At 72.4% G+C, this 13455-nt stretch carries 13 protein-coding genes; 2 read left to right on the forward strand and 11 right to left on the reverse strand.

Annotated features, from left to right (window positions below; translation table 11 throughout):
• Positions 1–11 precede the first annotated feature (11 nt).
• From OG990_RS11435 to OG990_RS11460, 6 genes are all read right to left on the reverse strand, one after another.
• Positions 12–1349 (reverse strand): glutamate mutase L, encoded by a 1338-nt coding sequence (locus OG990_RS11435; protein ID WP_406080335.1) that lies wholly within the window; start codon positions 1347–1349, stop codon positions 12–14.
• Positions 1346–1738 (reverse strand): hotdog domain-containing protein, encoded by a 393-nt coding sequence (locus OG990_RS11440; RefSeq protein WP_406080336.1) that lies wholly within the window; start codon positions 1736–1738, stop codon positions 1346–1348. The genes OG990_RS11435 and OG990_RS11440 overlap by 4 nt, the downstream gene beginning before the upstream one ends.
• Positions 1735–2499: an OAM dimerization domain-containing protein gene (locus OG990_RS11445; protein WP_355604665.1), complete on the reverse strand. Its 765-nt coding sequence runs from the start codon at positions 2497–2499 to the stop codon at positions 1735–1737. Before OG990_RS11445 ends, OG990_RS11440 begins: the two co-directional genes overlap by 4 nt.
• The gene (locus OG990_RS11450) at positions 2496–4058 is read right to left on the reverse strand and encodes a lysine 5,6-aminomutase subunit alpha (protein WP_386991309.1); all 1563 of its coding nucleotides are present in this window, start codon (positions 4056–4058) and stop codon (positions 2496–2498) included. The genes OG990_RS11445 and OG990_RS11450 overlap by 4 nt, the downstream gene beginning before the upstream one ends.
• Before the next feature lie 100 nt (positions 4059–4158).
• Positions 4159–5724 carry an amidohydrolase gene (locus OG990_RS11455; RefSeq protein WP_386991307.1) on the reverse strand — a complete coding sequence of 522 codons (1566 nt, stop codon included), beginning with the start codon at positions 5722–5724 and terminating at the stop codon, positions 4159–4161.
• Between the two features lie 4 nt (positions 5725–5728).
• A complete protein-coding gene (locus OG990_RS11460) occupies positions 5729–6778 on the reverse strand; it encodes a zinc-binding alcohol dehydrogenase (protein WP_328426635.1) in 1050 nt (349 codons plus the stop codon).
• A gap of 152 nt (positions 6779–6930) precedes the next feature.
• Between OG990_RS11460 and OG990_RS11465 the strand changes: the two genes are divergently transcribed.
• Positions 6931–8337, forward strand: a complete 1407-nt coding sequence (locus OG990_RS11465) for a KamA family radical SAM protein (RefSeq protein ID WP_406080337.1) — start codon at positions 6931–6933, stop codon at positions 8335–8337.
• 77 nt (positions 8338–8414) lie between these two features.
• Here the strand turns inward: OG990_RS11465 and OG990_RS11470 are convergent, their stop codons facing one another.
• The gene (locus tag OG990_RS11470; protein ID WP_406080338.1) at positions 8415–9311 is read right to left on the reverse strand and encodes a polysaccharide deacetylase family protein; all 897 of its coding nucleotides are present in this window, start codon (positions 9309–9311) and stop codon (positions 8415–8417) included.
• A 192-nt stretch (positions 9312–9503) separates the two neighbouring features.
• Positions 9504–9698 (reverse strand): CsbD family protein, encoded by a 195-nt coding sequence (locus OG990_RS11475; protein WP_328416786.1) that lies wholly within the window; start codon positions 9696–9698, stop codon positions 9504–9506.
• Between the two features lie 195 nt (positions 9699–9893).
• Between OG990_RS11475 and OG990_RS11480 the strand changes: the two genes are divergently transcribed.
• A complete protein-coding gene (locus tag OG990_RS11480) occupies positions 9894–10505 on the forward strand; it encodes a histidine phosphatase family protein (protein WP_328416788.1) in 612 nt (203 codons plus the stop codon).
• Here OG990_RS11480 and OG990_RS11485 read toward each other — a convergent pair.
• The 3 genes from OG990_RS11485 to OG990_RS11495 form a co-directional block, all read right to left on the reverse strand.
• Positions 10435–10941: an Lrp/AsnC family transcriptional regulator gene (locus tag OG990_RS11485; protein ID WP_328416790.1), complete on the reverse strand. Its 507-nt coding sequence runs from the start codon at positions 10939–10941 to the stop codon at positions 10435–10437. The two genes, OG990_RS11480 and OG990_RS11485, sit on opposite strands and share 71 nt — an antisense overlap.
• Positions 10942–11056: 115 nt before the next feature.
• Complete coding sequence (locus tag OG990_RS11490) at positions 11057–12199, reverse strand: acyl-CoA dehydrogenase family protein (RefSeq protein ID WP_386991302.1); 1143 nt, start codon at positions 12197–12199, stop codon at positions 11057–11059.
• Positions 12196–13311, reverse strand: a complete 1116-nt coding sequence (locus OG990_RS11495) for a M24 family metallopeptidase (protein ID WP_406080339.1) — start codon at positions 13309–13311, stop codon at positions 12196–12198. The genes OG990_RS11490 and OG990_RS11495 overlap by 4 nt, the downstream gene beginning before the upstream one ends.
• Positions 13312–13455 lie beyond the last annotated feature (144 nt).

The following is a 13455-nucleotide window of genomic DNA, read 5'->3' on the forward strand; positions in this document are numbered from 1 at the left end:
GTCGGCGAGTCTCAATGCGTGGCCAGATGGTGGCGCAGCAGCGCTCCCGCCGCCGCCCGGTGCTCCTCGGCGAGCAGCCCACCGGCGGCCAGCACATAGTCGACGTCCACCACCGCACGCGCGGCGCGCGGCAGCGCCCACCCCCCGGCGTGGTCGCCGAGGACGCTCGCCAGGACCTGCTCCGCCGTGCCCGCCGGGGCGTGCCGCAGCACCCCACCGGAACCCACCATCAGCCGCACGTCGCGCAGGTCCCGTCCGGCCCGTTCCCCGGTGGCGGCACCCCGGGCGTGCCGGCGCAGCGCCACCGTCGCCGCGAGGGTGGCGATGCGCCGGTCCACGGCCCGCTCGGGCTCGTCGGCGGCCAGGAACGCCGGGTCGGCGGCACGTCGTACCGCGGCCGCCGTCAGAGCGTCCTGCTCACCGGGGGCCAGCAACCGTTCCTCCGCCGCGGCGCGGACCACCCCAGGGGCGCTCCACCGCATGCCCAGGTCCCCCTCCACGGTCCGGGCCCGCCACAGGCTGCCGGCGACCTCCCGGCCCGGCCCGGTGGCCCGCTCGTCCGGGGTGAGCACCGAGTACACGTCGGTGGTGGCCCCACCCACGTCGACCACGGCCAGGTCCCCGCCGATGGTGTCGGCGAGCACCTCCACACCGGTGAGCACCGCGTCCGGGGTGGCCGCGCGCACCAGCCGGGCGAACCGGGTGCCCCGCGACAACCGCTTGCCGCCGATGACGTGCCGCAGGAACACCGCGCGGATCGCCGCGCGCGCCGGCGCCGGGGCGAGCACCCCGATGCGGGGCAACACGTTGTCCGCGGCCGTCACCGGCACACCGGCGGACTCCAGCAGCGCGGTCAGCTCGGCGCGTACCTCGCCGTTACCGGCGAGCACCACCGGCACCCGCCAGCGGGCCCGGGCCAGCCGGGTCGCGTTGTGGGTGATCGTCTCGGCGTCACCGCCGTCGGTGCCACCCACGAGCAGCACCACATCCGGCCGGGCCGCCCGCAGCGCCGCCAGGTCCGCCGCACCGAGGCGGCCGGCCGCCACGTGCACCACGTGCGCGCCGGCGGACAACCCGACCCGCCGGCCCGCCTGCGCGGTGACCAGCGGCTCGTAGCCGATCACGGCCAGCCGCAGCCCACCGCCGGCCGACGAGCAGACGTACCAGGGCAGGTCCCGCCCGCCCAGCCCGGCGGTGGCGGCCGCGGCCGCGGCGTCCAGGCCGTGCAGCACGTCGGTGCCCACCGTGGTCGGCGCCGCCGCCGCGCCCACCAGCACACCGGCGGCCAGGTCCACCACGGCCGCCTTGGTGTACGTGGAGCCGACGTCCGCGCAGACCGCCAGTGTCACGACGCGGCGGGAACGACCACGGTGCCGGTCGCGGTGACCGCCACGACCGGCGGGTCCAGGACCTCGGCGGCGGACTCGGAGCGGTCCGGGCGGCCCCGGCACACCACCGCGCAGCTCAGCTTCAGGGTGCGGCTGCGGGTGCCCACCCGGGACACCTGTGCGGTCACCTCCACCACGTCACCGGCGCGGATGGGCGCCGTGAACCGCACATCGGAGTAGCCGGCGAACAGGCCCTCGTCGCCGTCGGTACGGATGCACACCTCGGTCGCCACGTCCCCGAACAACGCCAACGCGTACGCCCCGTCGACGAGGTTGCCGGCGTAGTGGGCGTGCGAGTACGGCACGTACCGCCGGTGCGTCACCGTCAACCCGAGCCTGGAGTCGGTCATACCATCGCCTTCCGCTGCGTGATCAGGGCGTGCACCAGATAGCTGGCCACCTCGCCGGGCGTGGTGCCCCGACCGAAGATCCGGTCCACGCCCAACTCGTCGGTCATCGTCTCGTCGAACCGGGGACCGCCGACGATCAGCAGCGGCCGCCGCCCGGCCGGCATCGCCTCCCGGAACGCCGCCGACATCTCCCGGGTGTTGTGCAGGTGCGCGTCGCGTTGGGTGACCACCTGCGACACCAGCACCGCGTCGGCCTTCTCCACCCGGGCGGCCTCCACCAACTCCGGCACGCTGACCTGCGCACCCAGGTTGGTGACCTTCAGCTCCCGGTAGTACTCCAGGCCCTTCTCCCCCGCGATGCCCTTCACGTTGAGGATCGCGTCGATGCCCACGGTGTGCGCGTCGGTGCCGATGCACGCCCCGACCACGGACAGCTTGCGCCGCAGCCGCTGCTTGATCACCGTGTTGACGTCCTTGGCCGACAGCAGCGCGAAGTCCCGTTCCACCACCTGCACCGCGTTCAGGTCAACCAGGTGGTTCACCCGCCCGTAGACGACGAAGAACGTGAACCCGTCACCCATCGGCTTGGCGTGCACCACCATCGCCGGGTCGATACCCATCCGATTGGCCAACTGCACCGCCGCGCCCTCGGCCCGCTTGTCATGTGACACCGGCAGGGTGAACGACACCTGCACCATCCCGTCGCCGGTGGTGTCCCCGTACGGCCGCACGATCTTCTTCGCGGCGTCGGTGGCGCTCATGCCGCATCCCCTTCCAGGATCTCGGTGGCCGGGTTGCAGTAGTCCGCCTCGTGCGCGGCGACCCCGGCGAGGCCCTTGCCACGGTCCGCCGGCCTCTTCATGATCCCGAAGGTCCCCTCGGCGATCGCGGTGAGCAGCGTCTGCTCCCCGATGCGCTCCAGCAGGTCCAGCGCCTCACCGAGAACCTGGTTGGCGCGCCGCCGGATGAACCCGCCCGGCGCCGGCACGAAGTCCTCGTGCAACCCACCGGCCGCGCCCAGCACGTACCGCACGTTCTGCAGGGCGATGTCCCGGTCGGACAACCACGGCGTCACCACCGCCTCGGTCATCATCCCCACCAGCAGGATGCCCTGCCCGGTCATCGCGCCCGCCAGGTTGAAGAACCCGTCGAGCAGGTTGCCCCGGAACACGTCGCCGGTCATGTGCTTCGTTGGCGGCATCCACTTCAGCGGCGCGTCCGGGAACAGCTCCCGGGCCAGCAGCGCGTGCGCCAACTCCAACCGGAACGACTCCGGCACCTCCGGGTTGATCTCGAACGCGTGCCCCAGCCCCAACTGCCAGTCCGCCAAGCCCGCCTCGTGGGCGAAGAACTCGTTGAGCAGCTGCGACACCGTCACCGTGTGCGCCTCGTCGACCGCGTCGGCGGTGGTCAGGTAGTTGTCCTCACCGGTGTTGATGATGATCCCGGCGCGGGCGTGGACCTGCCGGGAGAACCGCTGGTCGACGAAGGTGCGGATCGGGTTGATGTCGCGGAACAGGATCCCGTACATCGAGTCGTTCAACATCATGTCGAGCCGTTCCAACCCGGCGAGGGTCGCCATCTCCGGCATGCACAGCCCGGAGGCGTAGTTGGTCAACCGCACGTAGCGGCCCAACTCCTTCGACGACTCGTCCAACGCCGCCCGCATCAGGCGGAAGTTCTCCTGGGTGGCGTACGTACCGGCGAACCCCTCCCGGGTCGCGCCCTCCGGCACGTAGTCCAGCAGCGACTGCCCGGTGGAGCGGATCACCGCGATCACGTCCGCGCCCGCCCGCGCCGCCGCCTGCGCCTGCGGGATGTCCTCGTAGATGTCGCCGGTCGCCACGATCAGGTAGATCCACGGCCGCTGCTTCGGGTCCCCGTGCCGCTTGATGAGGCGGTCCCGTTCCGCGCGCCGCCGGTCGATGCGCCGGATACCCGCGCCGACCGACCGACGCGCCGCCGACCGGGCCGCCGTGGCCGCCCGACCGGTGGGCAGGCCGAAACGCACCGACCCGGCCGCCGCCTTCTGCGCCAGCAGCGTCACATCCGAGATGCCCTCGCGGGCCAGCGCGTCGAACACCGGCACCGCCACCCCGTGACCCAGCCCCACGTCCGCGACGACCGCGTCGACGAGCCGGTTCACCCACGGGATGCCGTCCGGGTCCGCGCCGCTCACCCCGGCCAACCGCAGCACCGCCCGCTCCACCGACACCGTGGTGTGGCTGCGCGCCAGGTCCACCACCGGCTGCCCGGCCCGGCGCGCCAACTCCCGCGCCCGCGCCACCAGCACCGGATCAAGATCAAGCTTTCCGGTCACGCCGTCGCCCCCGCCACATCGATCATCCGCCCGCTCACGCCACCGCTTCGCGGCGCGAGCACCCCGCTGCTGTCCTTACCGGTTCGCTCGCTCTGCTCGCTCACGACGACCCTTCCTGATAGATGACCTCACCGCGCAGCACCAGGCTCCGGCACACCGGCAGCGGCGTCGGGTCCTCCGGACCCCGCAACTCCGGGTCCTCGGCCAACAACACCGGCAGGCCCCGCTCCACCCCGGCCGGCGTCGACCACACCGCGAACGTCGCCGGCGCACCCAACGCCAACACACCCTCGACGTCCAGGTGCACCGCCCGCCACCCGCCACGGGTGTGCGCGGCGAACGCCGCCCGCACGCCCATCCGCTGCGCCGGGTTGTGATGCGCCGCCGCCGCCCGCACCGACCCCCACGGATCCAGCGGCGTCACCGGCGAATCCGAACCGAACGCCAACGCCACGCCCACCCCGTGCATCGAGCCCATCGGGTTGGACTCCAACGACCGGTCCAGACCCAACCGCGACTCGTACATCCGGCCCGCGCCACCCCACAGCCGGTCGAACGCCGGCTGCATGCTCGCCACGACCCCGTACTCCACGAACTGGGCGATCATCCGCTTGTTCATGATCTCCGCATGCTCGATGCGGTGCCGGGCGGCGCGCAACCGCTCCACTCCCAGCGTCCGCGCCGCCGCCGCGAAGCCCTCCAGCACCGTGCCGATCGCCGCGTCACCAATCGCGTGGAACCCACCCTGCATGCCGTGCGCCGCGCAGTCCAACAGGTGATCCCGCACCTGCTCGGCCGAGAGGTACCCGTGCCCGCACCCGTCGCCGTCGCCGTACGGCTGCGACACGTGCGCCGTACGCGAACCCAACGCCCCATCGGCGAACAGGTCACCGCCAGCGCCCACCGCACCCAACTCCCGGGCCCGCGCCGCGCCACCCAGCTCACCCCAGTACCCGTACACCTCCGGCAACCCGGCGCCGGAGATGCCCAGCAGACCGGTGAAGTCCTCCTCGTCGGAGATCTCCGGGCCACCGCACTCGTGCACCGCCGCGATACCCAGCGACGCCGCGTGCGCGAGCGCCACCCGTTGCGCGGCGACACGCTGCGCCCGGCTCACCGAACCCTGCGCCGCCGCCCGCACCACGTGATGCGCATCACGACGCAACCACCCCGACGCGTCGTACCCGGCCTCGGCCGCCGCCTGCGGACACGCCGCCAGCAGCGCCGTCGACACCAACGCCGAATGGATCGACGCCTGCGACAGGTACACCCGCCGACCACCGGCCGCCCGATCCAGCGCCGCCGCGTCCGGCAGTGCCGGATCCGGCCAGCCCGACTCGTCCCAGCCATGCCCCAGGACCACCGCGTCCACCGGCAGACCGGCCGCGAACGCGGCAACCGCGTCGAGCAACTGCGCCGCCGAACGCACCCCGGACAACTCCAGCCCGGACAGCGCCAACCCGGTGTCGGTGGCGTGCACGTGCGCGTCGACGAACGCCGGCGTCACCAGCGCACCGCCCAGGTCCACCACCCGGTCGGCCGGCGGCGCGTCACCGTCGGTCCCCAGCCAGGCGATCCGCCCACCGGAGACCAACAGCGCGGTCGCGCTCGGGTCGGCGGGACAGTGCAGCACGCCGCCGCGGTACAAGGTCGAGGGGTTCGTCATGACCTCAGTCTGCCGCGACCCGTGCCGCGAACAGCTGACGCACCCCCGGCTCGGCGCGCAGCAGCCCCAACGCCAGCTCCGCGTGCCCCGGCACGTACCCGTTACCCACCAGCATCGTCACGTCCGCCGCCAGCCCCTCGGCGCCCAACGCCGCCGCGGAGAAGCTCGTCGCCATCGAGAAGAAGATCACCGTGCCGCCGTCGGCGGTGGCCAGGACCGCTCCGTGCTCGCAGCCCGGCACATCCACGCAGACCACGGTGACGTCCGCCGGGCTGCCCAGGGCGGTGGTCACCGCCGTGGACAGGGCCACCGGATCCCGGGCGTCGGCCAACGCCACCGCCGAGGCCAGGCCGGCGGCCGTCAGCGCGTCGCGCTCCGCCGCCACCGGCACCACCCCGACGGTACGCGCGGCACCCGCCCGCCGCGCCGCGGCAAGCGACAGGGAGCCGCTCTTGCCCGCCCCGCCGATCACCGCGACACGCACCGGCGTCGGGTCACCGGTCCGGCGACGATCCTCGACGTAGCGCGACACCACCCGTGCCGTCAGCGCGGGCGCCCCGCACACGTCCAGCACCGCCAGGGACAGCTGCGGGTCCTCGTCGTCGGGCAGCACCGCGGCGATGGAGCGGGCGAACAGAATCGCCCACCCGTCGCAGGGCACCTGCTCGCTGCGCCCGTCCCAGCGCGCCAGCCCGTCGGTCACCACCAGCGGGGTCAGCGTCAGCGACACCAGGGTGGCGACCCGCTCCCCGGGCTTGAGTCCGAGCGGGGAGCGCCGGCCGGCCTCCTCGACGACGCCGATCAGCATCCCGCCGGAACCGGTCACCGGGTTCTGCATCTTCCCCCGGGTGGAGATGATCTCCAACACCTCGGCGCGGACCGCGTCACCGTCACCGCCGTGCTTCTCCGACAACTGCCGGAAGCTCGCCGCGTCGAGGTTCAGCCGCTGTACCCGGATCCGCACCTCGTTCGGTGCGATCACGGCGGACGTGTCCAACCGCCAGGCCGCCTGCGGCAGCACCCCCGCCGGTTCCACGACGCGGTGCAGTCCCACCGGTGACGTCACGTCCACCTCCCCTGCTCAGCCGTCCGAAGCCCCGGTCAAGGCTCGCGTAACGGGAAAACTTACGGCAGACTAATTTCTTCACCGAATATTTTCCAGTAGCCTTCGGGTTTCGTGATCAGCCGCAGCACCGAGGAGGGGCCGTGACCCAGACCCAACCGGTTGAGACCATCCCTCAACCCCGTCACGCCCCGGTCGCCGTTCCGACCGCCGGGCAGCCATACGAATACCACCGCCGCCCCCTGGTCGAACCCGACTGGACCCGCTTCCCGGGCTGGCGCCACGTCACCCGCGACCAGTGGGAATCCGCACAGTGGCAGCGCGTCAACTGCGTCAAGAACATCAAGCAGCTCCGCACCGTCTTCGGTGACCTCATCGACGAGAGCTTCTACGCCGACCTCGAGGCCGACCAGAAGGCCCTGGCCACCATGTCGATGCTGGTGCCACCCCAGATGATCAACACGATGGTGCCGTTCGCGCCCCTCACGACCGAGGCGCTGCTCGCCGACCCCATCCGGCGCTACATGATCCCGGTCGCCTCCGACCGACGCACCGACTGGCCGTCACACCCCTACGCCAGCCGCGACTCCCTGCACGAGCACGACATGTGGGTCGCCGAAGGGCTCACCCACCGCTACCCCACCAAGGTCCTCGCCGAGCTGCTCTCCACCTGCCCCCAGTACTGCGGGCACTGCACCCGCATGGACCTGGTCGGCAACTCCACACCCACCGTCGACAAGCTCAAGCTCACCCTCAAGCCCGTCGAGCGCTACGACGCCCACATCAGCTACCTCAAGGCCCACCCCGGCGTCCGTGACGTCGTCGTCTCCGGCGGCGACGTGGCCAACGTGCCCTGGCGCAACCTCGAGTCGTACCTCATGCGCCTGCTCGAACTGGACACGGTCCGCGACATCCGGCTCGCCACCAAGGCCCTGATGGGCCTGCCCCAGCACTGGCTGCAGCCCGACGTGGTCGAGGGCCTCGAACGCGTCGCCCGCACCGCCGCGCGGCGCGGCGTCAACCTCGCCATCCACACCCACGTCAACCACGCCCAGTCGCTCACCCCGCTGGTCGCCCGCGCCGCCCAGACCGCCCTCGACGTCGGCGTCCGCGACGTCCGCAACCAGGGCGTGCTCATGCGCGGCGTCAACGCCACCACCCCCGAGCTGCTCGACCTCTGCTTCGCGCTCCAGGGCGAGGCCGGGATCCTGCCGTACTACTTCTACATGTGCGACATGATCCCCAACGCCGAGCACTGGCGCGTCCCGGTCTGGCACGCCCAGCAGCTCCAGCACGACATCATGGGCTACCTGCCCGGCTACGCCACCCCGCGGATCGTCTGCGACGTCCCATTCGTCGGCAAGCGCTGGGTGCACATGCTCACCGACTACGACCGCGACCGCGGTATCTCCTACTGGACGAAGAACTACCGCACCTCCATCGAGTCCGCCGACCTGGAGGCGCTCAACAAGCGCTACGCCTACTACGACCCGATCGACACGCTGCCCGACGGCGGGCAGCAGTGGTGGGCCGACCACCGCGACGACTGACCACCCGCGCGACGCCCCCGGGATCACCTTCCCGGGGGCGTCACCCGTTGCGGTGCTGGTGACCGGTGCCGGGCCGGTCAGCCGGCTGCCAACACCTCGGACAGCGCCGCCGGGACCAGGCCCCGCTCACGCAGCCCGGCCAGGATGCGCGGCAGCGCCTCGTCGGTCATCCGGGCGTTCGCCTCGGTCACATGCATGATCACGACCGATCCGGGGCGTACGTTGTCCAGCACCGCCCGCACGATCGGCTCCCAGGCGGTGGCGAAGGGATCCCCACTGACCACGTCCCCGTCGACCACCGTCACGCCGAGCGGTGCGAGTGCCGCCAGCGCCGCCGCGTCGTGGCAGAGCCCCGGAAAGCGGAAGTACCGGGTCTGCCGACCTCCGTACGGTTCGATCACCTCGAAGGTCTTCGCCGCGTCGCCGGTCATGCCCTTCGGGGGCACGCGAGGCAGGTCGTAGCAGTTGCCGGTGTACGCCGCGTGCCCGTAGGTGTGGTTGGCCAGTTCGAAGCGCGGGTTGTCGGCGATCCGCCGGGTGAGGTCCGGATACCGCTCCACCCACTTGCCGGTCAGGAAGAAGGTGGCCGGAACCTGCTCCCGCTCCAGCAGGTCGAGGATGCGCAGGTTGGCATAGGACTTCACCCGCCCGGTACGCAGGTTCTGCAGCATCGCGTCGGTCATGTCCGCGTCGAACGTCAGCGCCACCCGGTTGCCGCTGCGGGGTCCGTGATCCACCACCGGCGGACGGGTCCCCACCCGCGTCGCTCCAGGGACGGTGGCAGCCGGTCGGCGCTCCTGCCCAGTGGCGCTGACCGACGGCGCTGCCGAGGCGGTGGGTTGGACGAACGCTCCGCCGACGGTCGATGTGGACGGCCCTGGTGCCGTGGACAGCGCGATCGCGGATGCCGCGGTGCCGACAACGGCCGCCGCGACCAGTACGCCGAGCAGCGGGCGCAGCCGAGGTCGGATCACGACGGTGATCATCCCAGACGCGAAGGCCGCTCACTGTCCCCGCCGCCGGGGCCTACATGATGACGGCGACGCCGATCTCCGCCAGCGCGAACAACACCAGAGACCGGAGCACGGTCACCCCGCGGCCCTAGCCGCGGCACACGACGGGTCCCCGGACGATGCTGCGCCCGGGGACCCGCGGACCCGTTCAGGTCACTTCTTGAAGGCGTCCTTCACGTTGCTGCCCGCCTCCTTGACGTTCTGACCGGCCTGCTTGGCGCGCGCGTCACTCTGCTGGCTGGCGCCCTCGCCACGCATCCGCTCGTTGTCTGTCACATCGCCGATCCGCTCCTTCGCGGCACCGGCCACCTGCTCGACCTTGTTACGTGCCTTCTCGGTGAAGCTCATCGCGCCTCCTCCGTCTGGCGACTTGTTCCGGCTCGCTTGCCCGCTCTGCCGGTGCTGAAACCGGTGGTGCCGGTCGGCACACCCCGTAAGGCATCCTAGGAAGATAGGTAGGGTTTTTGACCAAGCCTGAGCGGATGGGGACGCGGCATCGGTGGCCACCGGGTGCTGCCCCGCCAGCGGTGGTTAACTGGCCGCATGGGAGAGCTCCTGCTGATCCGGCACGGCGAGACCACCTGGAGCGCCACCCGGCGGCACACCTCGTACACCGATCTGGAGCTGACCCCCGACGGCGAGCGGCAGGCCCGCACCCTCGCCGCGTTCCTGGCCGGCCGGCGGTTCGTGACCGTGCTGGCCAGCCCCCGCTCCCGGGCGCTGCGCACCGCGCAGCTGGCCGGGCTCACCGTCGACGCCGTCGACGAGAACCTCAGCGAGTGGAACTACGGCGAGTACGAGGGACGCACCACCGTCGACATCCACGAGGACCACCCGCACTGGAACATCTGGACCGACGGCTGCCCCGGTGGGGAGTCACCCGCGCAGGTGGGCGCCCGGCTGGACCGGGTGCTGGCCCGAGTCACCCCGCTGCTCGACCGGGGCACCGTGGCGCTGGTCGGCCACGCGCACAGCCTGCGGGTGCTCGGCGCCCGCTGGATCGGCCTGCCCCCGTCCGCTGGCGGCCTGCTGCGGCTGGACACCGCCACGGTCAGCGCGCTCGGTCACGAGCACGGGCGGCGTGTCATCCTGCGGTGGAACCAGCCGGCTCCTCCGGCACCCGGGACCGCGACCGACTCGGTGCCCCGGCACTGATCTTCGGCGGCCGGTTCTCGTACGGGGTGGACAGCACGACCGTGGTCCGGGTGGTCACGTTCGCCGAGGTGCGGATCTCCTGGAGCACCCGCTCCAGGTCGGTCGGGCTGGCCACCCGCACCAGCAGCATGTAGAAGTCCTCCCCCGCCACCGAGTAGCAGGAGTCGATCTCGGGCAGGTGAGCCAGTCGCTCGGGCGCGTCGTCCGGCTGCGACGGGTCGAACGGCCGGATCGCCACGAACGCAGTCAGCGGCAGGTCCAGCGCCTCGAAGGAGACCCGGGCGGCGTACCCCTTGATCACCCCGCGCTGCTCCAGCCGGCGCACCCGCTGGTGCACGGCGGACACCGACAGACCCACCTTCTCGGCCAGGTCGGTGTACGACAGCCGGCCGTCATCGGTCAGTGCCGCGACGATGGCGCGGTCGATCTCCTCCACGGCGAGCAACCTACCGGGAAAAACGCCTGACGGCGACGACGCTTCCACCGCACCTCACCGACGGCGGCTGCGATGGACCCACCGCAGCCGCCCCGCCACGTACCGTCGACCGCGCTCAGCCCTGCGCGAGCGCGCGGGAGATCACCAGTCGCTGGATCTGGTTGGTGCCCTCCACGATCTGCAACACCTTGGCCTCACGCATGTACCGCTCCACCGGGTGATCTGCCACGTAGCCGGCGCCGCCGAGCACCTGCACCGCGTCGGTGGTCACCCGCATCGCCATGTCGGTGGCGAAGAGCTTCGCCTTGGCCGCCTCGATCGAGTACGGCCGCCCGGCGTCGCGCAGCCGGGCCGCCGCGAGGGTCAGCGCACGGGCGGCGGAGATCTGGGTGGCCGCGTCGGCGAGGGTGAAGCCCAGCCCCTGGAAGTCGATGATGGCCCGGCCGAACTGCTGCCGCTCCCGGGCGTAGCCAACCGCGTAGTCCAGCGCTGCCTGGGCCAGCCCGACCGCGCAGGCCGCGATGCCCAGCCGGCCGGAGTCCAGTGCGGACATCGCGATGGTGAAGCCCGCTCCCTCGCCGCCGATCAGCCGTTCGGCCGGCACGCGCGCCTCGTCGAACGCGATCTGTGCCACCGGCGAGGAGCGCAGCCCCATGGTCCGCTCCGCCGCCTGCGGGGTGACGCCAGCGGTGCCGGCGTCGGCGAGCAGGCAGGAGATGCCCTTCGGGCCCGGCCCGCCGGTGCGGCAGAAGATGTTGTAGAAGTCGGCGACCCGGGCGTGGGTGATCCACGCCTTGGTGCCGGAGACAAGGTACGCGTCGCCGTCGCGGACCGCCCGGGTGCTCAGCGCCGCGGCGTCGGAGCCGCCCTGCGGCTCGGAGAGGCAGTACGCGCCGAGCAGCTCGCCGCCGAGCATGTCCGGCAGCAGCTTGCGCTGCTCGTCGGTGCCGAACGCGGCCACCGGGTAGCAGGACAGGGTGTGCACGCTGACCGCCTCGGCGACGGCGAGCCAGCGGCTGGCCAGGATCTCCAGCACCTGCAGGTACACCTCGTACGGCTGGGCCGCACCGCCGTGCTCCTCCGGGTACGGCAGGCCGAGCAGGCCAGCCCGGCCGAGGGTGCGCAGAACGTCGCGGGGGAACTCGGCGCGCTCCTCGAAGCCGGCGGCTTTCGGTGCGAGCTCGCGGTCGGCGAGCTCGGTGGCGAGGTCCAGCAGATCGTGGGCCTCGTCGGTGGGGAGGATCCGGTCGACAGTCATAGTGCGATGAGCTCCGTGGGGGTGGTGTTGAGCCGTTGCACGCCGTCCGTGGTGCAGACGACGATGTCCTCGATGCGGGCGCCGTGCCGGCCCGCCAGGTAGATGCCCGGTTCGATGGAGAACGCCATCCCGGGTTCCAGCGGCCGGTCGTTGCCGGCCACGAGGTAGGGCTCCTCGTGACCGTCCAGGCCGATGCCGTGGCCGGTGCGGTGCAGGAACGCGGGGCCGTAGCCGGCGGCGGTGATCGGCTCCCGGGCGGCGGCGTCGGCTGCCGCGCCGGTGATCCCCGGCCGCACGGCCGCCACCGCGGCGCGCTGGGCGTCGTGCAGCACCGCGTAGTAGTCCACGAACTCGGCCGGTGCCGGCCCGCCGGCGACGTAGGTGCGGGTGCAGTCCGAGCGGTAGCCCAACGGCATGGTGCCGCCGATGTCCACGACCACCGGCTCGCCGGCGCCGATCGGCCGGTCCGAGGTGCCGTGGTGCGGGCTGGCCCCGTTCGGCCCAGCCGCCACGATGACGAAGTCGACGGTGACGTGCCCGGCGGCCCGGATCGCCGCGGCGATGTCGCTGGCCACCTCGGCCTCGGTACGCCCGGGGCGCAGCCACTCCCCCATCCGCAGGTGCACCTCGTCGATCGCCGCGCCGGCCTCGGCGAGCGCCGCGATCTCGGCGGGGGATTTGCGGATCCGCAGCTCGCGCAGCACCTCGCCGGCGAGCCGCTGGGCGGCGGTGGGCAACGCGGCGCGCAGCGCGAGGACCTGCTCGGCCCACATCCGGTCGGCCAGCCCGACCGTCGCGAGCGGCCCGTCGAGGGCGGCGACGACCAGGGGGTACGGGTCGGTGCCGTCGGCGTGGTCGACGATGCGTACCCCGGTGGCGGGCGCCGGGGACGCCTCGGCGGCCGGGCGCTCCAGGGTCGGCACGATCAGGGTCGGCTCGCCCTCGGCGGGCAGCACCAGGCAGGTCAGCCGCTCCCCCTCGTGGGCGTCGTACCCGGTCAGGTAGCGCAGGTCGGAGCCGGGGGTGAGCAGCAGGGCGTCCAGGCCGGCGGCGGCGGTGGCGCGCTGCGCGGCGGTCAGCCGGTCCGGCGGGTACAGCTCGTCGATTCCCACGCGGTCAGCTTAACGGTCGTTTGGGGATACCCGGGGGTAGGCGCTTGGCCGCGTCCCGTACATCTCGGCCGCCGAAAACCCGGAAATTCACCGACGTTGATTGACGCGGACAGTTAACACTCTTTAAGATTTGGCTGCCTCGAG

This window comes from Micromonospora sp. NBC_00858, assembly GCF_045207365.1.
GTDB lineage: Bacteria > Actinomycetota > Actinomycetes > Mycobacteriales > Micromonosporaceae > Micromonospora.